The sequence below is a fragment of the Pantoea sp. At-9b genome, assembly GCF_000175935.2.
Classification (GTDB): Bacteria; Pseudomonadota; Gammaproteobacteria; order Enterobacterales; family Enterobacteriaceae; genus Pantoea.
The window spans coordinates 4,317,934-4,342,081 of sequence record NC_014837.1 but is presented as its reverse complement, the minus strand read 5'-3'; the positions used below and the strand labels follow the sequence as shown (position 1 = coordinate 4,342,081).

The 24,148-nt window shown below is 54.7% G+C and carries 18 protein-coding genes, 2 tRNA genes and 1 rRNA gene; 11 read left to right on the top strand and 10 right to left on the bottom strand.

Annotated features, from left to right (window positions below; translation table 11 throughout):
* Nucleotides 1–34 precede the first annotated feature (34 nt).
* The 6 genes from mnmG to ravA form a co-directional block, all read right to left on the bottom strand.
* Nucleotides 35–1,924 carry a tRNA uridine-5-carboxymethylaminomethyl(34) synthesis enzyme MnmG gene (gene mnmG / locus PAT9B_RS20065; RefSeq protein ID WP_013511094.1) on the bottom strand — a complete coding sequence of 630 codons (1,890 nt, stop codon included), beginning with the start codon at nt 1,922–1,924 and terminating at the stop codon, nt 35–37.
* Between the two features lie 440 nt (nt 1,925–2,364).
* Nucleotides 2,365–2,805 carry an FMN-binding protein MioC gene (mioC, locus tag PAT9B_RS20060; RefSeq protein WP_013511093.1) on the bottom strand — a complete coding sequence of 147 codons (441 nt, stop codon included), beginning with the start codon at nt 2,803–2,805 and terminating at the stop codon, nt 2,365–2,367.
* Between the two features lie 155 nt (nt 2,806–2,960).
* Nucleotides 2,961–3,422, bottom strand: coding sequence for a transcriptional regulator AsnC (gene asnC / locus PAT9B_RS20055; protein ID WP_013511092.1), 462 nt, complete (start codon nt 3,420–3,422; stop codon nt 2,961–2,963).
* Between the two features lie 104 nt (nt 3,423–3,526).
* Nucleotides 3,527–5,671, bottom strand: coding sequence for a 5-histidylcysteine sulfoxide synthase (gene ovoA, locus PAT9B_RS20050; RefSeq protein WP_190274674.1), 2,145 nt, complete (start codon nt 5,669–5,671; stop codon nt 3,527–3,529).
* A 46-nt stretch (nt 5,672–5,717) separates the two neighbouring features.
* Nucleotides 5,718–7,178: an ATPase RavA stimulator ViaA gene (gene viaA, locus PAT9B_RS20045; RefSeq protein ID WP_013511090.1), complete on the bottom strand. Its 1,461-nt coding sequence runs from the start codon at nt 7,176–7,178 to the stop codon at nt 5,718–5,720.
* The gene (ravA, locus tag PAT9B_RS20040) at nt 7,175–8,671 is read right to left on the bottom strand and encodes an ATPase RavA (protein WP_041526025.1); all 1,497 of its coding nucleotides are present in this window, start codon (nt 8,669–8,671) and stop codon (nt 7,175–7,177) included. The genes viaA and ravA overlap by 4 nt, the downstream gene beginning before the upstream one ends.
* A 300-nt stretch (nt 8,672–8,971) precedes the next feature.
* Between ravA and kup the strand changes: the two genes are divergently transcribed.
* On the top strand, nt 8,972–10,840 hold the full coding sequence (gene kup, locus PAT9B_RS20035) for a low affinity potassium transporter Kup (RefSeq protein WP_013511088.1): 1,869 nt from the start codon (nt 8,972–8,974) through the stop codon (nt 10,838–10,840).
* An 18-nt stretch (nt 10,841–10,858) separates the two neighbouring features.
* On the opposite strand, the gene qseC is transcribed toward kup, so the two are convergent.
* Both qseC and qseB read right to left on the bottom strand, forming a co-directional pair.
* Nucleotides 10,859–12,190, bottom strand: a complete 1,332-nt coding sequence (qseC, locus tag PAT9B_RS20030; protein ID WP_013511087.1) for a quorum sensing histidine kinase QseC — start codon at nt 12,188–12,190, stop codon at nt 10,859–10,861.
* The gene (gene qseB, locus PAT9B_RS20025) at nt 12,187–12,849 is read right to left on the bottom strand and encodes a quorum sensing response regulator transcription factor QseB (RefSeq protein ID WP_013511086.1); all 663 of its coding nucleotides are present in this window, start codon (nt 12,847–12,849) and stop codon (nt 12,187–12,189) included. The genes qseC and qseB overlap by 4 nt, the downstream gene beginning before the upstream one ends.
* A gap of 181 nt (nt 12,850–13,030) precedes the next feature.
* Here qseB and PAT9B_RS20020 point away from each other — a divergent pair, with 181 nt between their 5' ends.
* Nucleotides 13,031–13,426, top strand: a complete 396-nt coding sequence (locus PAT9B_RS20020; protein ID WP_013511085.1) for a YgiW/YdeI family stress tolerance OB fold protein — start codon at nt 13,031–13,033, stop codon at nt 13,424–13,426.
* Between the two features lie 30 nt (nt 13,427–13,456).
* On the opposite strand, the gene PAT9B_RS20015 is transcribed toward PAT9B_RS20020, so the two are convergent.
* Nucleotides 13,457–14,176, bottom strand: coding sequence for a carbohydrate-binding protein (locus tag PAT9B_RS20015; RefSeq protein WP_013511084.1), 720 nt, complete (start codon nt 14,174–14,176; stop codon nt 13,457–13,459).
* Nucleotides 14,177–14,483: 307 nt separating this feature from the next.
* Between PAT9B_RS20015 and rbsD the strand changes: the two genes are divergently transcribed.
* The 6 genes from rbsD (at nt 14,484) to rbsR (ending at nt 20,281) form a co-directional block, all read left to right on the top strand.
* On the top strand, nt 14,484–14,903 hold the full coding sequence (gene rbsD, locus PAT9B_RS20010; protein WP_013511083.1) for a D-ribose pyranase: 420 nt from the start codon (nt 14,484–14,486) through the stop codon (nt 14,901–14,903).
* Nucleotides 14,904–14,910: 7 nt separating this feature from the next.
* Nucleotides 14,911–16,419 (top strand): ribose ABC transporter ATP-binding protein RbsA, encoded by a 1,509-nt coding sequence (rbsA, locus tag PAT9B_RS20005; protein WP_013511082.1) that lies wholly within the window; start codon nt 14,911–14,913, stop codon nt 16,417–16,419.
* Entirely contained in the window at nt 16,416–17,387 is a 972-nt protein-coding gene (rbsC, locus tag PAT9B_RS20000; protein ID WP_013511081.1) for a ribose ABC transporter permease, read from the top strand. The genes rbsA and rbsC overlap by 4 nt, the downstream gene beginning before the upstream one ends.
* Before the next feature lie 26 nt (nt 17,388–17,413).
* Nucleotides 17,414–18,289, top strand: a complete 876-nt coding sequence (gene rbsB / locus PAT9B_RS19995) for a ribose ABC transporter substrate-binding protein RbsB (RefSeq protein ID WP_013511080.1) — start codon at nt 17,414–17,416, stop codon at nt 18,287–18,289.
* A 65-nt stretch (nt 18,290–18,354) separates the two neighbouring features.
* Nucleotides 18,355–19,284: a ribokinase gene (gene rbsK, locus PAT9B_RS19990; RefSeq protein WP_013511079.1), complete on the top strand. Its 930-nt coding sequence runs from the start codon at nt 18,355–18,357 to the stop codon at nt 19,282–19,284.
* 4 nt (nt 19,285–19,288) lie between these two features.
* Nucleotides 19,289–20,281, top strand: a complete 993-nt coding sequence (gene rbsR / locus PAT9B_RS19985; protein WP_369700777.1) for a ribose operon transcriptional repressor RbsR — start codon at nt 19,289–19,291, stop codon at nt 20,279–20,281.
* Here rbsR and mdtD read toward each other — a convergent pair.
* A complete protein-coding gene (gene mdtD, locus PAT9B_RS19980; RefSeq protein ID WP_013511077.1) occupies nt 20,278–21,681 on the bottom strand; it encodes a multidrug transporter subunit MdtD in 1,404 nt (467 codons plus the stop codon). The two genes, rbsR and mdtD, sit on opposite strands and share 4 nt — an antisense overlap.
* 528 nt (nt 21,682–22,209) lie before the next feature.
* On the opposite strand from mdtD, the gene PAT9B_RS19975 reads away from it, so the two are divergent.
* The 3 genes from PAT9B_RS19975 (at nt 22,210) to PAT9B_RS19965 (ending at nt 24,121) form a co-directional block, all read left to right on the top strand.
* Nucleotides 22,210–23,750: ribosomal RNA gene (locus tag PAT9B_RS19975) — 16S ribosomal RNA — on the top strand.
* A 74-nt stretch (nt 23,751–23,824) separates the two neighbouring features.
* Nucleotides 23,825–23,901: transfer RNA gene (locus tag PAT9B_RS19970), tRNA-Ile, on the top strand.
* 144 nt (nt 23,902–24,045) lie between these two features.
* Nucleotides 24,046–24,121 (top strand) — tRNA-Ala (locus PAT9B_RS19965).
* Nucleotides 24,122–24,148: the final 27 nt, after the last annotated feature.

The following is a 24,148-nucleotide window of genomic DNA, read 5'->3' as shown; positions in this document are numbered from 1 at the left end:
TTAACGGGGGCGAGCAGGCCCGCCCCGTGGTAAATCAGGCGCTTTTACGCAGCAGACCCTGTTTTTTCAGGTAAATCAGCAAAATGGAGATCGCAGCTGGCGTAATGCCAGAGATGCGGGATGCCTGGCCGATCGAGCTGGGTTTGTGATCATTGAGCTTCGCAATCACTTCATTCGACAGACCGCTCACCTGACGGTAATCAAGATCGACGGGCAGCAAGGTGTTTTCATTGCGCTGCTGGCGATCAATCTCTTCCTGCTGGCGGGCAATGTAACCTTCGTATTTTACCTGGATTTCAACCTGCTCTGCGGCCTGTTCATCCGCCAGTACCGGACCATAGCTGTTGAGCGAGGTCAGCAACGCGTAGGTCATTTCCGGGCGACGCAGCAAATCTTCACCACTGGCTTCTTTGGTCAGCGGTGCACTGAGAATGCTGTTCACTTCATCCACGTTTTCTGATTTGGGATGCACCCACAGATCACGCAGACGCTGGCGTTCTTGCTCAATCGCTTCCAGTTTCTGGTTGTAACGCGCCCAACGCGCATCATCCACCAGCCCCATTTCGCGACCGGCTTCGGTCAGACGCAGATCGGCGTTGTCTTCACGCAGCATCAGACGATATTCAGCGCGTGAGGTAAACATGCGGTACGGTTCTTTGGTTCCCAGCGTACACAGGTCGTCAACCAGCACGCCCATGTAAGCCTGATCGCGGCGCGGTGCCCAGCCTTCTTTGTCAGCTGACTGGCGGGCTGCGTTCAGGCCAGCCAGTAACCCCTGTGCCGCCGCTTCTTCGTAACCGGTGGTACCGTTGATCTGGCCCGCAAAGAACAGACCCTGGATAAATTTGCTCTCCAGCGTCGGTTTCAAATCGCGTGGGTCGAAGAAATCATATTCGATGGCATAACCCGGACGTACAATCTTCGCGTTTTCCAGACCCTTCATCGAACGGACGATTTGCATCTGCACATCGAATGGCAGACTGGTCGAGATGCCGTTCGGGTAAATTTCGTTGCTGGTCAGCCCTTCCGGCTCGAGGAAGATCTGATGCGCATTACGATCGGCAAAGCGCATCACTTTGTCTTCGATCGACGGGCAATAACGTGGGCCGATCCCTTCGATCACCCCGGCATACATCGGGCTGCGATCGAGGTTGTTGCGGATCACATCGTGGGTTTGTTCGTTGGTGTAGGTGATCCAGCACGGCACCTGCTGTGGATGCTGTGACACATTGCCCATGAACGAGAACACCGGCATCGGGTTATCACCATGCTGAGGAGCCAGCTGGCTGAAGTCGATGGTACGGGCATCAATACGCGGCGGTGTGCCGGTTTTCAGGCGACCAACACGCAGCGGCAGCGCACGCAAGCGTTTTGACAGCGGGATAGAAGGCGGATCGCCAGCACGACCACCGCTGTAGTTATCCATGCCGATATGAATTTTACCGTCCAGGAAGGTCCCGACGGTCAGCACCACGGTTTTAGCGCGGAACTTCAACCCCATTTGGGTAACAGCCCCGACTACGCGATCGTTTTCTACGATCAGATCATCAACCGCTTGCTGGAAGATCATCAGGTTAGGCTGATTCTCCAGCGCAGTACGTACTGCCTGGCGATACAACACGCGGTCAGCCTGAGCACGGGTCGCACGGACAGCCGGCCCTTTGCTGGCGTTTAGTATCCTAAACTGGATACCCGCTTTGTCGATTGCCGTTGCCATCAAACCACCGAGGGCATCCACTTCCTTCACCAGGTGTCCTTTGCCGATGCCACCGATTGCCGGGTTACAGGACATTTGTCCAAGCTTATCAATGTCATGGGTGAGTAACAGGGTTTGCTGACCCATTCGGGCAGCAGCCATCGCGGCTTCTGTGCCCGCATGACCACCACCAATTACGATGACGTCAAAAGGATCTGGATAAAACATGAAGTGGTACCTCGTTAATATTCGGACAGGGATCATTGCCCTGGGCGGTGGATTCTACTGAAATTCTGTCTACGGTGAAAGCCGTGCGATCCTGAGGTTTAAAAGAAAGGATCTTTATTCTTTGGATGATCTTCCTGTTAGATCTCTTATTAGGATCGCCCGCTCTTGTTGATAACACGGAAAAAGGGTTATTCAACAGCAGGTTGGTCAGGATCGTTTGCTGTGAATGATCAGTGATCCAGATCCGTATAAGCTGAGATCAAAATGGCGAGTTACCCACAGCTCAGAAAAGCATCAGCGGTTATTCTTGGGATAACTACCGGTTATACGCATGAATTAATCTATGTTATCCACAGGAGATCGAAAAATAAAAAGCATAAAACAGCGGAATACTCTGGGGATCGCCTTGATTTCACGATCCCCAACCGGGTTGGATCGTCTTATAACTGCGTTTTCCAGCTCGCGACCCACACCTCTGCCGGATCTTCCGGGATTTCATGTTCCAGAACGTCGATCTCAAGACGATCACCAATACGTGTGGCGCCCAACTGGTTCAACTGATCTTCCAGCAGTTTGATCGCGCCACAGAATAGATCGTATTCGTGGTTACCAATGCCCACAGCACCATAACGCACGCCAGAGAGATCCGGCTGGGTCTCTTTTAAGGCTTCATAGAAGGGCAGCAGGTTATCCGGCAGCTCGCCAGCTCCGTGTGTTGAGGTCACAACCAGCCAGATACCTTCCTGCGGCACCTCATCCAACTCCGGTCCATGCAGCATCTCGGTTGAGAAGCCCGCTTCCTGCAGTTTTTCTTCCAGATGTTCGGCGACATATTCGGCGCTGCCAAGGGTACTGCCACTGATTAAGGTAATATCGGCCATGATGCTCTCCGGAACTCAAAGGCGAGCATTGTACGCTGTGATCAAGCCGTGATCCACCTGTGGAAAACAGGGTTAATAACAGAAAGCATTGGCTGGCAAGCGGCAACCCAGGCGCGATCGGCCTGGGATAAGTTTGTGCACAATAAAAAAGAGGATCAGGGTTTGATGGTGCGCATGATCGGGTTTTGCAGGGAGATCAGGGTTTCGGTGGACTGAATTTCGTCGATGGTCTGGATCTTGTTGATGAGCACCTGTTGCAAGGCATCGATGGAGCGGCACATCACCTTAATAAAGATGCTGTAGTGGCCGGTGGTGTACCAGGCCTCAACCACTTCATCGAGGGCTTCCAGCTTGCTCAGCGCAGCCGGATAGTCACGGGCGCTTTTCAGAATGATACCAATGAAGCAGCAGACATCGAATCCAAGCTGACGGGGATCGATCTCAACCCGGGTACCCAGAATAATCCCGGCCTGACGCATCTTCTCGACGCGCACATGGATGGTGCCCGGGCTGACATTGAACTGCTTTGCCAGCTCGGCATAGGCTGTGCGCGCATTCTCCAGCAGCGCATTTAAGATGCCGCGATCGAGATTATCCAGCTGCACATGTTCCGCCATATCCTTCCCTCTTCAATTGGTCTTCAGTGAACTGAGGAGAATGTGCAGCAAAATAACCGGGCAGGCAAGGTGCAGACAGCGGGGCTGCCGCTGTCTGCAAGCTTTTAACGCTTACGCCACAGGGTGACCTGCGCCAGCGTGTGCTGGAACTTGCGCGAGGTTTCGCGGATGACGAAAGGCACATCCTGCGGTGCGGCGATCTCGTCGAACGCATCACGCAGCAGGCGTTGCAGCGTTTGCAAGGTTGTCAGCGCTTCACCGTTTTCACGCACACCGCCCAACCAGTTCTCCTTCGGAGTAAATTCCTCCAGCCAGGTGTAGGGCGATGACAACACCAGCAGGCCGCCTGAGCGGATCATCGGGGTGATATCTTGCAGGAAGCGTTTCGGCTGACGCAGGCGATCGAGCAGATTCGATGCCAGCACCAGATCATAGCGATCCGGCTGTGGCTTTAGATTACAGGCATCGCCCTGCACAAAATGAATACGCTGTACCTGCTCGTCACCGAGATCGAACGCTTTCAGGCGCACCTGACGATACTCCACCAGCTCCCCTTCTTCCGGCACCACATAACGGAAATCCTCGCCGGAAGTCAGCTGCAAGGCCACATCAATAAAGCGTGCCGAGTAATCCATGCCGACCACGTGGTTGAAATGGCGCGCCAGCTCAAAGCTGGCACGGCCGGTGGCACAACCAATATCCAGTGCCTGACCACGCTCGCTGCAATGTGGCAGCAGCAGCGATACCAGGTTTTCGGCATAATTTGGCACGCCGAAATAGCGTGGTCCGTACTGAAAATCGAGGTACTGCGACACCATGCTGTCGGTTTCATAGGGGTTCAGCGTCATCGTCTCCTGGTGTGAGGAGAGCACATAACGAAAACCGGCATGCTGGAAGAAGTGGCGACGGAAGGCGTAGCGCGAAGATTTCAGCGCCTCGTTGCCGGTCGAAATCCAGCTGCCACCTTTGATCAACGCATGTTTACCATCAAAGGTTGGCGTGGAGAAATCGTCATACAGCGGATGGACTTTGAAGCCTTCGAAACCGTTGGTTGGCGTAGTGGTCCATTGCCAGACGTTGCCGACGATATCGAAAAACTCGCCCTGTGCAAAATGATCCACCGGGCAGGAGGAAGCCCAATATGCCAGGTTGATGTTGCCTGGCGCGTCGATCCAGTCTGGCTGATCGCCCTCGACCCTCTCACGCAGTTGCATCCACTCTGCTTCGCACGGTAGCTGGATCGCTTTACCGGTCTCTTCTGCCAGCCAGCGACAAAATGCCGCGGCTTCCAGTTGATTAACCTCTGCCGGCCAGTCCCACGGCATCGCGACTTCTTCGGTCATCAGACGCAGTTTTAGCTGATCGGGTTGCTGAATATCTCCCACCCAGAAGGCGGGCATCTGTGCGGCTGCAAATGTGCGCCAGCCCCAGCCTTCGTCATCCCACCAGCGCTGGTCCTGATAGCCACCCGCCGCAACGAAGTTAAAATATTCCGCATTGCTGACCAGCATTTTGCTGGCTTTAAACGGTTTGAGTTCAGTCAGCTGGCTGCCGTATTCGTTATCCCAACCGTAGGTATCGTCGGTTTTACCCTGCTGTACACGGCCACCGGGCATTGCCATCAATGCGTTGGCAGGAACCTGATGGCGATCATGTCTGGCCTGTGGGCATACCGGCCAGTGCGCCTGCGGCTGCACCCACTCAATCGGCAACTGGCGCATCAGGACGCTGGAGGTTTCCAGATGGATACGTTCATGTTCGATACCCATCAGGATCACCCATGCCGGGCTGTCCCAGTTGATGGGAAGTTCCAGTGGCATGCTCTGGATAAATTCGCTGACCAGGGTTTTGACCTTGCCGCGATAATCGCGCACTTCCGCGACCGTCGGCCAGCTGTAGTGGCTGTCGTCGAGATCGTCCCAGCTCATTTCATCCACGCCGATCGCCATCATCGCTTCGATGCGATCGTCGACGCGCTGTTCAAGGTAGCGACCCGCCATCAGCTTATTAATATAGAAAGTCGCGGTGTGACCAAAATAGAAGATCAGCGGATGGCGTAGCGAAATGGCTTTATTGAAGTACGCGCGTTCGTCAGCAAGGCAATCGAACAGGCTTTCGTACAGCGTCCAGGTTTGCAGAAAATAGTCCAGCAGCTCGGCGCGTTTTTGTTCTGAATTCTGGCCGGAGAGCCGCAGCGTGCGGGTTGGTGTTGGCAAGGCGGTGGTCACGATATGCTCCAGTTTGCTCAGCGAATTAACTTATCACTATAGCAAATAAGCATTTCCGTCAGATGAATTAGCGTTGCCAGCGACGGAGCAAACGGCTTTTCAGGCCGGTATCAAAGCGCCAGATATGATCGAAGATGCGCAGAATCCCCGGTTTGCCATGGGCTGACATCGCTACCGCATGGAAACGCTGCTGATTATGACGCTGACGTTGTTTCACGGCGTTAACGATCTCTTCCGGCAGGCGCTGAGCGATAAAATCGGAGACGATCACCGCATCGGCTTCCTGCCACAGGCTGCCCTCCATCCGTGCCACCACGGCGGCCAGACAGGCGGCCAAATCGGTGCCACCACGAAAGCGCTGGCTGAGGAAACGCACGGCCTGCTCGATACCGTTATCTGCTGTCAGTTCATAACCGATCACCTCATGAGCGAACAGCATGATGTAGCAACGACGTTTATCCGCCAGTGCCACCTTCAGCAGGGCCAGGCAAAAGGCCTTGGCGCAACGCTCATTGAAGCCTCCCATGGAACCGGAGGTATCAACGCAAACAATAAACGGGCCACGCGGCTGTTCTTCATGGTGCTGATGGCTGACCGGTCGCAGAGCGACTTTCTCATGCCAGGCATCGCCTTGCAGGCGATAGGTCAACAGGCGTTTTTCCACCAGGCGACGATAAAATTCCAGCTCCAGCTCGCTGATGCTCAACGTAGCCAGCTCGGGCGGCAGCAGGCGCAGCACATCATCGCTCTGATGAATGCCACTGACCTCTTCCGGTACGTTATCCGGTTCACGTACCACCTGGTGAAACTCTTCCAGTGGCGCGTCCTGGGACGGCACCGCCTTCGCTTCACGGCTGCGTCCCAATTGTTGCGCCAGTTTCATCAATTCGGGCTGTTGCGCGAGAAAATCACCGTACTGCACGATCAGTTCATAGTCGCCATGCTGCAACGGCGCTTTGCTCAAATCCCACAAGCGTCCGGCGGCAGCTTCATCGTCATCGGTGAGAATCGGGGCCAGCTGCCCGCTCAGCGCCATGCGTTGCTGCAACTCCGCCATCAGACGTTCGCGCTGCTGCTCAAGCAATTGCTGATTAAGCGTCAGGGTTTGTAACGTCAGGCTGAGACGCCAGCGTTGCAGGAACAGCGTGTGTTGCGCGTTGCTGACCTGGTCGCTATCGGTATGCAGCAGCAATTTGCTGGCTTCTTCGATAAAGGGGGATGGCAGGCTTTTCAGTTGGCTGATGATGGCGGGGAGTTGCTGGTTGAATTCATGCTGGTTGAACAACTGCGCCTGCTGAAACAGCTGAAATTCCTGCGCCAGTGTTTCGGGCACCGCCGTGTTTTTCATCTCTTCGGCAATTTCAGCGCGCCAGCGCGGCAGGTCGCGCATCATGGCCTGCTTGAGACGCGGGAATTTCTCAAAGAACATCGCCAACTGCGGCGACGCCAGCAGCGCCAAAATCAACTCCTCGATCAGCTCAGTTTCACCAATCGATAACAGCGTGCTCAGCGTCTCCAGCGAAATCATTTACGCGCCTGTTTCAACTGTTCTGCCACATCTTGCAGGCTGGTCTCAATGCGCGCCAGCCAGTCATCGCTGATAAACAGGCAGCGCTGGTGCTGGCTGAACAGCGTGCGCTGAGCGCGCAACTGGTTATCCAGGGCGTCAAACTCATCAACGATTTCCTGCGGCAGTTCGTTACTGGTGCTGGCACCTGGCAGTGTCAGACGCGTTGCCTGTAGGCTGACATCACGTAATGTCAGGCAATGATGAGCGTCCACCAGCAGATCGAGTGTCTGCGCAAAGCCAATGCCGTTGAGCTTGCCGCGAATTTCACCGCCCTTCAGCAGCCATTGGCTCAGTGCTTCGCGGCTGATCAACACATGACTGACCTGCATATCATGCAGCATCAACGGTTGTTGCAGCATCAACGTCAGTTGCTCATCGCCGAGCGTGGCAGGCAATTCATAATGGGGTTTGCGGCTGAACATGCCGCTGTGCTTCTCCAGCGTCAGCGCCTGGGCCACGCTTTGCTGCTGTTGCAGCGCCAGTCGCCGTGCTTTGATCTGCTGGAGCTTCATCAGCATCGGTTGTTGTTGCCAGGCGTGTTGCGTCATCAACGCATCGATTTCGCGATCCAGCAGTTTCATTGACGTGACGTCATGCCACAGGCAATCTTTCAACAGGATCAGATCCAACGGGGCAATCGCGACGCGACCACTGTAGAACGCGCTGGCCTGTAACAGATGGATGGCTTTCTTCCAGCGGCGGTCGGAGATATAAGGTGCATCAGGCAGATTCTCCAGCTGCTGACGCAGCTGATAGATCAGCTCAAATACGTGATCCGGCAAGCTGACCTGACTGATGCCTTGCTGCCACTGATGATACTCTTCATCACTGATGCACAACGATTCTGCCACCGGATTGACGCTTTCATCCTGCTGGTGGGTCAGCATGCTGCGGAAGTTCTGTTTTTCGTGCACATTATCGAGCCACAGACGAATCAGCATACGGTCATACAGGGCTTCCAGCCCGCTGTCGGCTTCCGGTAGTTCGTTAGAGGCGGTCACCAGCAGACGCATCGGGATCTTATCTTCGCTGTCGCCATTACGGAAACGGCGTTCGTTGATGGCGGTGAGCAGGGTATTCAGAATCGCCGGGCCGGCTTTCCAGATCTCATCCAAAAAGACGATTTCGGCATCCGGCAGATAGCCTTTGGTCAGACGTTGATAGCGACCTTCATCTTTTAATGCCTGGATAGAGAGGGGACCAAAAACTTCTTCGGGAGTGGAGAAACGCGTCATCAGGTATTCAAAGGCGCGGGCATGCTGGAAAGCGTACTTCAGGCGGCGGGCGATCAGGCTTTTGGCGATACCCGGCGGCCCGAGCAAAAAGACGCTTTCGCCACTCAGCGCGGCTAACAGGCAAAGGCGGATCGCATGATGCCGTTCATACAACCCTTTTTCCAGGGCGTTGCTCAGGCGAGAAATTCTTTCTGCCAAAAGATGGGGTTGAGCCATAATCACATCATTGTCCTTCTGATCCTGGTGCCATCGCATTCTGGCGAGCGCATTACTCTACTGATTATCATGCGTGAAAGCGTTGATAGCCGTCAGCTTTTTTGTTTCAGAAGGTTGAAGCGAGGCTACTCGCCTGTTCCGGCGTATTTTTGCCGGATTTTGCGGCGAAAAACCGCGTCGCTCGCGCCATGTTGTATGTTTGTAAGGGTAGGTTTTTTTGGGAATATGTGCATACTGTGCGCTTTTTGATGGCCAGAGCGGTCGGCAACCGCCTGATCGACTCCAACAAAAGATAACTCTATGAGCTCGGAAAACAAGCAGTCCCTTGGCGCTGTCACGCTGGCCGCAATCGGCGTGGTGTATGGCGATATTGGCACCAGTCCACTTTATACCTTGCGCGAATGCCTCTCCGGCCAGTTTGGTTTTGGTGTGGAACGTGATGCGGTATTCGGCTTCCTTTCTCTTATTTTCTGGCTGCTGATTCTGGTGGTGTCACTGAAATACATCAGCTACGTAATGCGCGCTGATAACGCCGGTGAAGGGGGGATTTTGACGCTGATGTCGCTGGCCGGGCGTAATACCGGAGCCAGAGCCACAGCGATTCTGGTGATCATGGGATTGATTGGCGGCAGCTTCTTCTATGGCGAAGTGGTGATTACCCCGGCGATCTCGGTGATGTCCGCGATTGAAGGTCTGGAGATTGCTGCGCCTTCGCTCGATCCCTGGATTGTCCCTTTGTCGATCACGGTGCTGACGCTGCTGTTTATTATTCAGAAGCACGGCACGGGGATTGTGGGTAAGCTGTTTGCCCCGGTGATGCTGTTGTGGTTTATCGTGCTGGCGGTGCTGGGTGCCAACAGCATCATCAAAAATCCGGAAGTATTGCAGGCACTTAACCCGTCACATGCGGTTAACTTCTTCCTGCATTACAAAACTATCTCCTTCTTTGCGCTCGGGGCTGTTGTCTTATCGATTACCGGCGTAGAAGCGCTGTATGCCGATATGGGGCACTTCGGTAAGTTACCGATTCGTCTGGCCTGGGTCGCGGTGGTGCTGCCGTCGCTGGTGTTGAACTATTTTGGCCAGGGCGCGTTGCTGCTGGCACATCCTGAAACCATCAAAAACCCGTTCTTCCTGTTGGCTCCGGACTGGGCGCTGATTCCGTTACTGATCCTCGCCACACTGGCCACGGTCATTGCTTCGCAGGCGGTGATTTCCGGCGTCTTCTCGTTAACGCGTCAGGCGGTGCGTCTCGGCTATCTGCCGCCGATGCGCATTATCCATACCTCTGAGATGGAATCCGGCCAAATCTATGTGCCGGTAATCAACTGGCTGCTCTACTTCGCGGTGCTGATTGTCATCGTCAGCTTTGAACACTCCAGCAATCTGGCAGCGGCATACGGGATCGCGGTAACCGGCACGATGGTGCTGACCACCATTCTTTCCTGCACCGTGGCGATCAAAAACTGGCACTGGAATAAAATTGTCGTCAGCTTAATTTTGGTGGCGCTGCTGTGCATTGATATCTCGCTGTTCTCCGCCAACCTGGTGAAAATCTTCTCCGGCGGTTGGCTGCCGCTGTGTCTGGCGCTGGTGATGTTTATTGTTATGACCACCTGGAAAAGCGAGCGCTTCCGCCTGTTGCGTCGTATGCATGAACACGGCAACTCGCTCGAAGCGATGATTGCCTCGCTGGAGAAATCGCCGCCGGTGCGTGTACCGGGTACGGCGGTGTATATGTCGCGTGCGTTAAATGTGATCCCGTTTGCCATGCTACATAATCTCAAGCACAACAAAGTGTTGCATGAACGCGTGGTGCTGCTGACCTTGCGTACTGAAGATGCACCCTATGTGCATAACGTCAGACGCGTCACCATTGAGCAGCTGTCACCGACATTCTGGCGCGTCGTGGCCAGCTACGGCTGGCGAGAAACGCCTAATGTCGAAGAGATTTTCCATCGCTGCGGGCTGGAAGGGCTGAACTGTCGCATGATGGAAACCTCATTCTTTATGTCGCATGAATCACTGATTATTGGCGACCGTCCTTGGTATCTGCGTCTGCGCGGCAAGCTGTTCCTCGCTCTGCAACGCAATGCGCTGCGTGCACCGGATCAGTTTGAAATCCCACCTAACCGGGTGATTGAACTGGGCACCCAGGTCGAGATTTAACGTTGTTCTGCGCGTCCGTTACCAGCTTAGCGTGACGCGCAACCCCCCAGCTGTTCTCTGACTAAAACCAACGCGGATGGCGTGCAGTTGCGCGATATTCTTCACGATCGAGAGTCCCAGCCCGCTACCGGTTTGCGTTTGTCCCGGTGGACGCCAGAAACGTTCGCCGAGGCGCGCTAACGCCTCATCGCTCACCCCGGGACCGTTATCATCGATAATCATGGCACCAGCCGTCAGGCTGACCGTCACCTGGCCCCCGTCAGGGGTATAACGCAGCGCGTTATCCAGCAGATTACGCATCATCAATGTCAGCAACAGCTGATGACCGTTCATCACCGGTTGCGCTGTGGTGTGCAGCTGTAAATCGATATGTTTCTCTTCCGCTTGGGAAAAATGTTCGGCCAACAGGTTTTGCAGCAGCGGGGCCAGGGCTGTCGGCTGAAATTCACTGCGCAGATCATCCGCTTCAACTCGGGAGAGCGTCAGCAGTTGATCTACCAGCCGGGTCGCACGCAGGATCCCCGCATCCAGCTGCTGTAACGCGCGATTGCGCATCGCTTCATCGTCGTCCGCCAATTGGATCACGTCGCTCTGCACCCGCAATGCCGCCAGCGGGCTGCGCAACTCATGGGCTGCATCGGAGGTAAAACGGCGTTCACGCTGTACCAGGGCTGCCATACGGTTGAACAGGCCGTTCAGTGCCTGGACCAGCGGTTGAACTTCTTTCGGCAGGCGTGCCAGCGGCAGCGGCGTGGCATCATCGGCTGCACGCTGGTGGAGTGAGGCGGTAAGGCGTTTTAGCGGGCGCAGTTCAAACCACACCAGCGCCAGCAGCAGGGTCAGCATAAACGGCAGCGCGATCAGCCACGGCAGGATGTTGCTTTGCGCCAAATCGCTGGTCATATCGTCGCGGTAGTCCCACTCCTGACCGACCACCACGCGATAGCGTTGGTCGGGAGAGGTTAGCCACAACAAACGCCAGCGGTCATCATCATCGCGCAGGTGTCCATTGCGAAAACCATCGCGCCCGTCATCGAACTGCAACTCCCGGCCCTTTTCGCCATCATTGAGCAGCAGCGTGCCGTCGTGACTAAAAATGGCAAAAGCCAGCGCGTCATCATCCTGTTTACCGCGATGATGGCTCAGTAACGCGTTGTTTTTGGGTAGCGTCGTTTGGTGCAATGTCGTCGGATCAAGGGCCAGCAGGCGTTTGGCGAACAGCATTTGCTGGGTATCAAACAGTTCATTGACGGTTTCCCGTGTCTGATGCCAGGCGCTCAGGCTGGCGGTGCCCCAGCACAGCATAATCAGCAGCACAAAACCGAGGGTGAGCCGCAGGAACAGGCTCATTCTGCGGCTCCCAGGGTATAACCGACACCATGCACGGTACGGATAAACTGGCTGCCGAGCTTTTTACGTAGATGATGGATGTGAACCTCCACGGCATTACTGGAGACATCGTCATCCCAGCTGTAGAGCTTCTCCTCCAGTTGGCTGCGTGTCAGCACCCGACCAGGATTGCGCAGGAACAGCTCCAGTAGCGCCAGTTCACGACTTTTCAGTGTTACCGGTTCCCCTGCCAGCAGCACGCTGTGGCTGGCTGGGGACATCACCACCTTGCCGTGGCGCAGCTCCGGCTGTAACTGGCCGTGACGCCGACGGATCAGCGCTTCCAGACGTGCTGCAACTTCGGCCAGCGCAAATGGCTTGCACAGGTAGTCATCTGCGCCCAGTTGCAAACCCTGAACCCGCTGATCGAGCGCATCGCGCGCGGTGAGGATCAACACCGGCACATCCTGGCCCTGTTGCCGCCACTGGCGCAGGATATCGAGTCCATCTCTTTCCGGCAGCGACAAATCAAGGATCACGGCATCCCAGGGGGCAGATGCCAGCGCCTGAAAGCCAGCGTCACCGGAAACGAACCAGTCCACGCTGAAACCGAGTTTGGTCAGGCCGACTTTCAGGCCGTCACCGATTATTCTGTCGTCCTCAATCAATAAAATGCGCATGTAAGTCCCTCCCTGTATCCTCGAGTTATACGAAGCAGAAGCGTTCATGTACAGGATAAATCGCGACATTTGGCCTGATTTTCACGAATTTTAATAAATTGATCCGCCTTAAGATCCTGTTAAGAACCCTATGGTGAAATAGCCTCCGTATCCCGCACATTCATGGAAAAGAGGTGAAAATATGAAAAAGCATGCAGCACTTTTCGCGATCGTCGCATTGGCTTCCACGCCGGTTCTGGCGGCACAGCAGGGGGGATTTGTTGACCCCAATGCGCCTGCAGTGCAACACCATGCCGGTGGCTTTCAGCCTGGAAACACCAGCGTTGTGACGGTTAAGCAGGCTGAAACAATGAAGGACGATAGCTGGATCACCGTGCGTGGTTATCTGGATAAGCAAGTGGGTAAAGAGGATTATCTGTTCCGTGATGAGACCGGCACCATGAAGGTCGAAATCGATCACAAACGCTGGGATGGACAAACCATTTCGCCCAAAGATCGTGTTGAGCTGACCGGCGAGCTGGATAAGGGGCTCAACGCGGTGGAGCTGGATGTGAAACAGGTCAGGAAACTCCCCTGATGATCTGGCAGGGCTGCTGCGGCAGCCCGTTTATAACTCCAGCCAGACGGAATGTTCTCCCGGCGTGTTGCCCTGGGTCCAGTAGGCAGCCTTCCAGGCTTTCCCCTGCCAGGTGACTTTATCCTTACTGGAATAGGACATCGATTTATTCCATTCACGTAGCTGTTCCGGGTCCGCAAACTTCCAGCCTGCACCATTAGCGGGTATCGATTGTGTCCATTTGGTCGCGATGTACTTAATCCCGGCGAAAGTGACTTTATCGCCTGCCATATAGGTATTTTCTTCACCCCAGTCCGGAAATTCAGTGGGTTTAGCCGGATTTTCCGTCACGGATGAATACCACGGGGAAGTGGCGGTCATGGTGACGCGTTTGGTATCGATGTTGCCATCTTTATCGGTGACGCTGACTTCATAGACCGCGACACCGGTGTGCCTGGCCGGAACCAGGGCTTTGGCTTTGGCCTGATTAACCTCGGTCTTCCAGCCTCCTCCTGGTTTTTCCTGTAGCCAAAAGACACCTTTCCCCTCTGCCACTTTCCAGCTAAAAGAGACGGCATTCTTGCTGGCGGAAGCGTCCAGTTCGAACAGGACAGATTCATCCACTGAACTTGTAACACTAAAGTCGGCAGTGGCGATCGCGACCGGCCCGAACACTTCAGCCTTTGGTGCCATCTCTCCCTCATCAGCCCAGGCGGCAGCCACCAGTGATAAGGCGCTCAGGCTGGCAATTGCTTTCATTTTAAAATTCATTAGGTTCAATCCTTTGATGCCTGCGTGGTGGCGCACAACAAATACACATTCCGTTACCGATGAAAAAACGTAACACAGAGAGCGGAAGGGAATTTCTGCCGGAAACGCAGGGAGTTTCTCTCGTTGATTGAGAAAATTCGGCTGACCTTGTCTGTTGAGGTGGTTTGGTTATCCACCTAACTCAAATATTTTCTGGTACAAGCGAAACGTTTCGATGGCGATCACATTTCCGTGATGCCGGGATTGAGTTGCTATGCATTTTTTATACACTCCGGTCAGCGAAACGTTTCGCTGTGGAGTGGAAGAAATGAAAAAAGGTCGCTTGTTAAACGCTGAAATCTCTCATGTGATTGCCCGTCTGGGACACACGGATACGCTGACGATTGCCGATGCGGGGTTGCCCATTCCGGTGGGGCCGCAACGTATCGATCTGGCGCTGACGCCGGGTACACCCGAGTTTTTACAGGTTGTTGAGGTGGTTACTCAGGAGATGCAGGTTGAGAGCGCTCTGATGGCGGAAGAGATCAAGCAGTTCAACCCGCAGCTCCACAGCGCACTGCTCGCCGTGCTCGATGCCTTGCAACGACACCAGGGAAATACCATCGCTATTCGTTACACCAGTCATGAACAGTTCAAACAACAGACTCAGCGTAGTCAGGCGGTCATTCGCAGCGGAGAGTGTTCTCCGTATGCGAATGTCATCCTGAGCGCGGGCGTTACCTTCTGAGGTCGCTATGCAACCGTTATTGCAACTCAAAGGGATTGAAAAGTCGTTTCCCGGTGTGAAAGCGCTGAAAGGCGCATCACTGGCCGTCTGGCCTGGGCGGGTGATGGCGCTGGTGGGCGAAAATGGTGCCGGTAAATCCACCATGATGAAGGTGCTGACCGGTATTTACAGCATGGATGCCGGTTCACTGCACTGGCTCGGCAAAGAAACTACCTTTTCCGGGCCCAAATCATCCCAGGAAGCGGGCATTGGCATCATTCATCAGGAACTCAACCTGATCCCGCAGCTGACCGTGGCGGAGAATATCTTCCTCGGACGCGAATTTGTGAACCGTTTTGGCCGCATCGAGTGGAAAAAGATGTATGCCGAGGCGGATACGCTGTTGGCTCGTCTGAACCTGCGCTTTAACAGCCATAAGCTGGTGGGTGACTTGTCAATTGGCGACCAACAGATGGTCGAGATCGCCAAGGTACTTAGCTTCCAGTCGCGCGTCATCATTATGGATGAACCGACAGATGCACTGACCGATACCGAAACCCTGTCATTGTTCCGCGTGATCAACGAGTTGAAAGCGCAGGGGTGCGGCATCGTCTACATCTCCCACCGTATGAAAGAGATCTTTGAGATTTGCGATGACGTCACGGTATTCCGCGACGGTCAATTTATTGCCGAGCGTCCGGTCAGCGAGCTGAGTGAAGAGAGCCTGATTGAGATGATGGTCGGGCGCAAGCTGGAAGAGCAATACCCGCATCTTGACCAGGCTCCGGGCGCCGTGCGCTTGCAGGTGGAAAACCTGAGCGGGCCAGGCGTTCATGACGTCAGCTTTAACCTGCGTAAGGGTGAAATCCTTGGCGTGTCCGGCCTGATGGGGGCGGGGCGCACCGAATTGATGAAGCTGTTATATGGCGCATTGCCACGTAGCGGCGGCAAAGTCACGCTGGATGGCCGTGAAGTGGTGACGCATGCGCCACAGGATGGTCTGGCGAACGGCATCGTCTATATCTCCGAAGACCGCAAACGCGACGGCCTGGTGCTGGGCATGTCGGTGAAAGAAAACATGTCACTGACCGCATTGCGCTACTTCAGTCGTGGTAATGGCAGCCTGAAACACGCGGAAGAACAGCTGGCGGTGGGTGATTTTATCCGCCTGTTCAACGTGAAAACCCCGTCGATGGAACAGCCGATTGGCCTGCTTTCTGGCGGTAATCAGCAAAAAGTGGCGATTGCCCGTGGGCTGATGACGCGACCGAATGTGTTGATCCTTGATGAGCCAACACGCGGCGTGGATGTGGGCGCGAAAAAAGAGATTTATCAGTTAATTAACCAGTTTAAAGCCGATGGGCTGAGCATCATTCTGGTGTCGTCTGAAATGCCGGAAGTGCTGGGCATGAGCGATCGCATTCTGGTGATGCATGAAGGCCATCTGAGTGGCGAATTTACCCGTGAGCAGGCTAGCCAGGAATCCCTGATGGCAGCGGCAGTCGGTAAGCAACACAGCGAGGAGTTAGTTGTATGAGTACCCAAACCTTACCCGCCAGCCGTCGCTGGTTCAGCAAAGCCTGGTTGCTGGAGCAGAAATCGCTGATTGCGCTGATTGTGCTGATTGCCGTGGTTGCCAGCCTCAGCCCGAATTTCTTCACCGTCGCCAACCTGTTCAACATTCTGCAGCAGACTTCGGTCAACGCCATTATGGCGGTGGGGATGACACTGGTCATCCTGACCTCAGGCATCGATCTCTCCGTCGGCTCGTTGCTGGCGCTGACCGGTGCAGTGGCGGCCTCGATCGTGGGTCATGAAGTCAATGCGCTGGTGGCGGTGGCGGCTTCGCTGGCGCTGGGCGCGGCGATTGGCGGTATCACCGGCACCATTGTGGCTCGTGGCAAAGTGCAGGCGTTTATCGCCACGCTGGTGATGATGCTGCTGCTGCGTGGCGTCACCATGGTCTACACCGACGGCAGCCCGATTAATACTGGCTTTAGCGATAACGCCGATCTGTTTGGCTGGTTCGGCATTGGCCGTCCGCTGGGGATTCCGACCCCGGTGTGGTTGATGGCTGTGGTGTTCGGGCTGGCCTGGTACATGCTGCATCACACGCGTCTGGGACGTTATATCTACGCGCTGGGTGGTAACGAAGCGGCCACGCGGCTGTCGGGTATCAATGTTAACCGCGTCAAAATCATCGTCTATTCACTGTGCGGCATGCTGGCGGCGCTGGCAGGCACCATCGAGGTGGCGCGTCTCTCCTCGGCACAGCCAACGGCGGGCACGGGTTATGAACTGGATGCCATCGCCGCCGTAGTACTGGGTGGCACCAGCCTGGCGGGCGGTAAAGGTCGCATCATGGGTACGTTGATCGGGGCATTGATTCTCGGTTTCCTGAACAACGGCCTCAATCTGTTAGGTGTCTCCTCTTACTATCAAATGATTGTAAAAGCAGTAGTAATTCTGCTGGCAGTGCTGGTGGATAACAAAAGCAGTAAATAACTCTGACCTTCACACAGGATGCATTAATGAAAAAGTTAACCGCATTGGCCGTCATTCTTGGCGCCACTCTGAGTGCCAGCGCGATGGCGAAGGATACTATCGCTCTGGTGGTTTCTACCCTGAACAACCCGTTCTTTGTTGCGCTGAAAGATGGCGCACAGAAAGAAGCTGACAAGCTGGGTTATAACCTGGTGGTGCTGGATTCACAGAACAACCCGGCGAAAGAGCTGGCGAACGTGCAGGATCTCACCGTGCGCGGCACCAAGCTGATGCTGATCAACCCGACCGACTCTGATGCCGTTGGCAACGCAGTGAAAATGGCCAACCAGGCAAATATCCCGGTGATTACCCTCGACCGCGTGGCGTCACAGGGTACGGTGGTGAGCCATGTGGCATCTGACAACCGCTTTGGCGGCAAAATGGCCGGTGACTTTATTGCGAAGAAACTGGGTGATGGCGCGAAAATCATCGAGTTGCAGGGGATTGCCGGTACTTCAGCGGCGCGTGAGCGTGGTGATGGCTTTAAACAGGCTGCTGATGCACATAAATTCAATATCCTCGCCAGCCAGCCTGCGGATTTTGACCGTACCAAAGGTCTGAACGTGATGCAGAACCTGTTGCAGGCGCATCCGGATGTGCAGGCGGTGTTCGCACAGAACGACGAAATGGCGCTGGGCGCCCTGCGCGCACTGCAAACCGCCGGTAAAACCGATGTGGTGGTGGTCGGTTTTGACGGCACCGCTGACGGTGTAAAAGCGGTGGAAGCAGGTAAACTGACCGCGACCGTTGCGCAGATGCCTGACAAGATTGGTATCATCGGCGTAGAGACTGCGGATAAAGTATTGAAAGGTGAAAAAGTGCAGGCGATCAACCCGGTCGATCTGAAACTGGTTACCAAATAACACGCAAAGAAAAGCAGGGCAACGCGCCACCATTGAGGTGGCGCAATTTTGATGGATCACTCCCTATGAGCAAAAGCGCAAAACTGGCCGTACTCGGCAGCATCAATGCCGATCACATCCTTAACCTCGCCCATTTTCCACGACCAGGCGAAACGGTGATCGGGAAACAGTATCAGATTGCCTTTGGCGGCAAAGGGGCTAATCAGGCGGTAGCCGCCGGACGCGCGGGTGCCAATATCGCCTTTATTGCCTGCGTGGGTGCAGATGACATTGGCGAACGTATCCGCCAGCAGTTGCAGCAGGACCGAATTGATACTGCGCCGGTGGAAACCGTCGCGGATGAAGCCACCGGTGTGGCGATGATCTTCGTGAATGGCGAAGGTGAAAACAATATCGGCATCTATTCTGGTGCTAATGCGGCGTTAACGCCGGCCTGTGTTGATCGTCATCAACAGGTTATCGCGGATGCTGATGCGTTGTTGATGCAATTAGAGTCACCGCTGGAAAGCGTGCTGGCGGCGGCGAAAATCGCCAAAGCGCAGCAAACGCAGGTGATTCTTAATCCGGCCCCTGCCACCCATCTTTCCGATGAACTGTTGGCACTGATCGATATCATCACGCCAAACGAAACCGAAGCGGAAATCCTGACCGGCATCGCAGTGAAAAGCGATGAAGATGCGGCGCGGGCGGCGGCAGTGCTGCATGGTAAAGGTATCCAGACGGTGCTGATTACCCTGGGCCGTCGTGGTGTCTGGTTGAGCGAGCAAGGCGAGGGTGTGCGCATTCCTGGCTTTAGCGTACAGGCGGTCGACACCATTGCAGCGGGCGATACCTTCAACGGCGCGTTTATTACCGCCCGTCTGGAAGGGGTCTTGATGCATGATGCGGTACGTTTTGCCCATGCGGCGGCCGCCATCGCCGTGACGCGCCCCGGGGCGCAACCCTCGGTGCCGTGGCGTACCGAGATTGATGCCTTCCTGCAACAACAGGGCTAAGCATTTGGCTACCATGAAAGATGTCGCCCGCCTGGCGGGCGTCTCTACCTCCACCGTTTCGCATGTGATTAACAACAATCGCTTTGTTAGCGAACAGGTGCGTGAAAAGGTGGAGCAGGCCATCCGCACGCTGAATTACGCCCCTTCTGCCCTCGCGCGCAGCCTCAAAATCAATCAGACACGCACCATCGGCATGCTTCTGACCGCCAGCAATAACCCCTTCTATTCTGAAGTGGTGCGCGGCGTTGAGAACAGTTGTTATGAACGTGGCTACAGCCTGATTCTGTGCAATACCGAAGGGGATGAGGAACGTATGAACCGCAGTCTGGAAACGTTGCTGCAAAAGCGCGTTGATGGCCTGCTGATCATGTGCACGGAAACCCACCTGCCCTCGGCGGATATTCTGAATCGTTATCCGTCGATTCCCATGGTGATGATGGACTGGGCACCGTTTGAAGGCCGTGGCGACATTATTCAGGATAACGCGCTGTTAGGCGGTGAGATGGCCACACAGCATTTGATCGATCGTGGCTACCGTCGTATTGCTTGTATTGCCGGGCCGCTGGATAAAACGCCTGCGCGACTGCGTCTGGATGGCTTCCAGAAAGCCATGGCTAACAGCGGGCTGCCGGTGCTACCGGGCTATGTCGTTGATGGCGACTTTGAGTTTCAGGGCGGTTTTAATGCCATGAACCAACTGTTGACGCTGGATCCGCTGCCGGAAGCGGTATTTACCAGCAATGATGCGATGGCGGTAGGTGTCTACCACGCGCTGTTTCAGGCCGGGCTGCGTGTGCCGCAGGATATTGCGGTGATGGGCTACGACAATATCGAACTGTCGCGTTATCTGACGCCGCCGTTAAGTACCGTCCATCAGCCTAAAGATGAGTTGGGCGAGCTGGCGATTGATACCCTGATTCATCGAATGAGCGATCCCGACGCCAGTCAGCAAACGCTGGTCCTGACGCCGGAGTTAGTGGAACGTGGTTCGGTTTAAGCGCCCTTCTTCTTTTTATCGCGGTTGGTGATTAAATGGCGGCCATCGCCATTGCGCAGCAGCATAAAGGTAAACGCGGCCAGCACGGTGATAACCCCCATCGTCAGGAAGGTGGCGTGGAAATGTTGCACCGTGGTGCCATCAAACTCCTGATAAAAGCGCAACACGGCGGCACTCACCGCGACACCAAAGCTGATGGACAGTTGCTGCGTTACCGCCAGCACGCTATTCCCACCGCTGGCGTTCTCATCATTCAGGTCCGCCAGGGTGATGGTATTCATTGCGGTGAATTGGGTCGACATCGCCATGCCCAGCACGAACAACGCCAGCAGCAGCAATAACACACTTCCTCCTGGCGTTTGCAGCGAGAAGGAGGCAATCAGGAAACCGATAATCACCGAAATACCGACCAGGGTGTGGCGATAGCCAAAGCGACGTAAGACTTGGGTAACGGTGGATTTCGCCAGTAACGAGCCAATCGCGGTCGGGCCCATCATGCAACCGGCGATAATCGCCGGATAACCAAATCCCACCTGTAACATCAACGGCATCAGGAAGGGAATACAACCCGTACCGAGACGCGAAGCGATATTGCCAATGATGCCAATGGAAAAGGTTCGGGTTTTAAACATGGGTAAGCTGATCAACGGTGCCGGATGACGGCGCGCATGGACTATATAGAGAAGCAACAACAACACCCCGGTGAACAGAACAGCGGTTGCCTGCCAGGGCGACACAATGCGTTCACCGAACAGTTCGATACCAATCGAGATCAACACTAACCCAACGCCGAATAACACAAAACCACCGAAGTCGAAGCGACGTTTGGGGGTGGTAAAATCCGGCATGTACTTACGCGCATAAAAGATGCCAAGCAGACCGATAGGGATGTTAATCAGGAAAATCCAGTGCCAACTGGCATAGGTGACCAGCAAACCGCCGAGCATCGGCCCCAGTATCGGCCCGACCAGACCAGGCATGGTGACGAAGTTGAGTACCGGTAGCAGTTCACTGCGTGGATAGGCCCGTAGCAGCGCCAGTCGGGCGACCGGCATCATCATCGCGCCGCCAATCCCCTGCACTACGCGGGAAAAAACCAACCACCCCAGACTGCCAGACAAAGCACAGGCCAGCGAACCCAACGTGAACAGCGATACCGCAATGATAAAGATTTTGCGTGTACCAAAGCGATCGGCCAGCCAGCCACTGACGGGAATTAACATGGCAACGGTCAGTGTGTAGCTGATAACGGCGGATTGCATGGCAAGGGGTGAACGTTGGAGGCTGGTGGCGATGGCAGGAAGCGCGGTGTTGAGGATAGTGGCATCAAGCGATTGCATGAAAAATGCCATAGCGGCGATCCAGGGCAAACCGGCCATACTGCGCGCGGAGCGAATCATTTAAAGTCCTTCTTTAATAAAATTCTGTCTGCAGCAGGGGGAAAACTGCGATTGGACCATCAGAATAGCACTTACGTTTAGAGCCATTGCGATGATTTGTGCCGAGCGGTGGGCTTTTCTGGGTGTTTCTTCAGCGTAAAATGCCTGCTTTTAGCACATTCGTATAAAAAAGTAGCGCTCGGTCAATTTTTTGCAATAAACGCTTGTCAGTCAGAATTATCTCCCTATAATGCGCCTCCACTGACACGGCAAAGCGGCAACGCAGACGGTCAGCGAGGGACGAAGTGATTCATCCCGCCAGAGAAAAATCTCGAAAAAGAGATTGACTCTGAAGGAGGAAAGCGTAATATACGCCACCTCGCGACAGACGGTTAACCCGCTGGTCGCACTGCTCTTTAACAATTTATCAGACAATCTGTGTGGGCACTCGCAGGATTGATATCAAAAGTCTACGGACTTAAAAAATATCAAGTCTCAAGAGTGAACACGTAATTCATTACGAAGTTTAATTCTTTGAGCATCAAACTTAAATTGAAGAGTTTGATCATGGCTCAGATTGAACGCTGGCGGCAGGCCTAACACATGCAAGTCGAACGGTAGCACAGAGGAGCTTGCTCCTTGGGTGACGAGTGGCGGACGGGTGAGTAATGTCTGGGGATCTGCCCGATGGAGGGGGATAACTACTGGAAACGGTAGCTAATACCGCATAACGTCGCAAGACCAAAGTGGGGGACCTTCGGGCCTCACACCATCGGATGAACCCAGATGGGATTAGCTAGTAGGTGGGGTAATGGCTCACCTAGGCGACGATCCCTAGCTGGTCTGAGAGGATGACCAGCCACACTGGAACTGAGACACGGTCCAGACTCCTACGGGAGGCAGCAGTGGGGAATATTGCACAATGGGCGCAAGCCTGATGCAGCCATGCCGCGTGTATGAAGAAGGCCTTCGGGTTGTAAAGTACTTTCAGCGGGGAGGAAGGTGTTGGAGTTAATAACTTCAGCAATTGACGTTACCCGCAGAAGAAGCACCGGCTAACTCCGTGCCAGCAGCCGCGGTAATACGGAGGGTGCAAGCGTTAATCGGAATTACTGGGCGTAAAGCGCACGCAGGCGGTCTGTCAAGTCGGATGTGAAATCCCCGGGCTTAACCTGGGAACTGCATTCGAAACTGGCAGGCTAGAGTCTTGTAGAGGGGGTAGAATTCCAGGTGTAGCGGTGAAATGCGTAGAGATCTGGAGGAATACCGGTGGCGAAGGCGGCCCCCTGGACAGAGACTGACGCTCAGGTGCGAAAGCGTGGGGAGCAAACAGGATTAGATACCCTGGTAGTCCACGCTGTAAACGATGTCGACTTGGAGGTTGTGCCCTTGAGGCGTGGCTTCCGGAGCTAACGCGTTAAGTCGACCGCCTGGGGAGTACGGCCGCAAGGTTAAAACTCAAATGAATTGACGGGGGCCCGCACAAGCGGTGGAGCATGTGGTTTAATTCGATGCAACGCGAAGAACCTTACCTGGCCTTGACATCCACGGAATTCGGCAGAGATGCCTTAGTGCCTTCGGGAACCGTGAGACAGGTGCTGCATGGCTGTCGTCAGCTCGTGTTGTGAAATGTTGGGTTAAGTCCCGCAACGAGCGCAACCCTTATCCTTTGTTGCCAGCGATTCGGTCGGGAACTCAAAGGAGACTGCCGGTGATAAACCGGAGGAAGGTGGGGATGACGTCAAGTCATCATGGCCCTTACGGCCAGGGCTACACACGTGCTACAATGGCGCATACAAAGAGAAGCGACCTCGCGAGAGCAAGCGGACCTCATAAAGTGCGTCGTAGTCCGGATTGGAGTCTGCAACTCGACTCCATGAAGTCGGAATCGCTAGTAATCGTAGATCAGAATGCTACGGTGAATACGTTCCCGGGCCTTGTACACACCGCCCGTCACACCATGGGAGTGGGTTGCAAAAGAGGTAGGTAGCTTAACCTTCGGGAGGGCGCTTACCACTTTGTGATTCATGACTGGGGTGAAGTCGTAACAAGGTAACCGTAGGGGAACCTGCGGTTGGATCACCTCCTTACCTGAAGATACCTTCCTTCGAAGTGCTCACACAGATTGTCTGATGAAAAAGTAACGAGCAGAAAAAACCTCTACAGGCTTGTAGCTCAGGTGGTTAGAGCGCACCCCTGATAAGGGTGAGGTCGGTGGTTCAAGTCCACTCAGGCCTACCAAATTTCTCCTCATGCTGCGTTATGCGCGGTCGTTTACCTGAGTAAACTTCCCTTCCGCATGCCTTGCCTGAGAAGAAATTACATTCTTCATGTAAGAATGTTAACTCGGTTGAGTGGTAGTAGTGGTCTCTGCAGTAACTGTATGGGGCTATAGCTCAGCTGGGAGAGCGCCTGCCTTGCACGCAGGAGGTCAGCGGTTCGATCCCGCTTAGCTCCACCATTACAGTACTTCAATACTTCAGAGCGT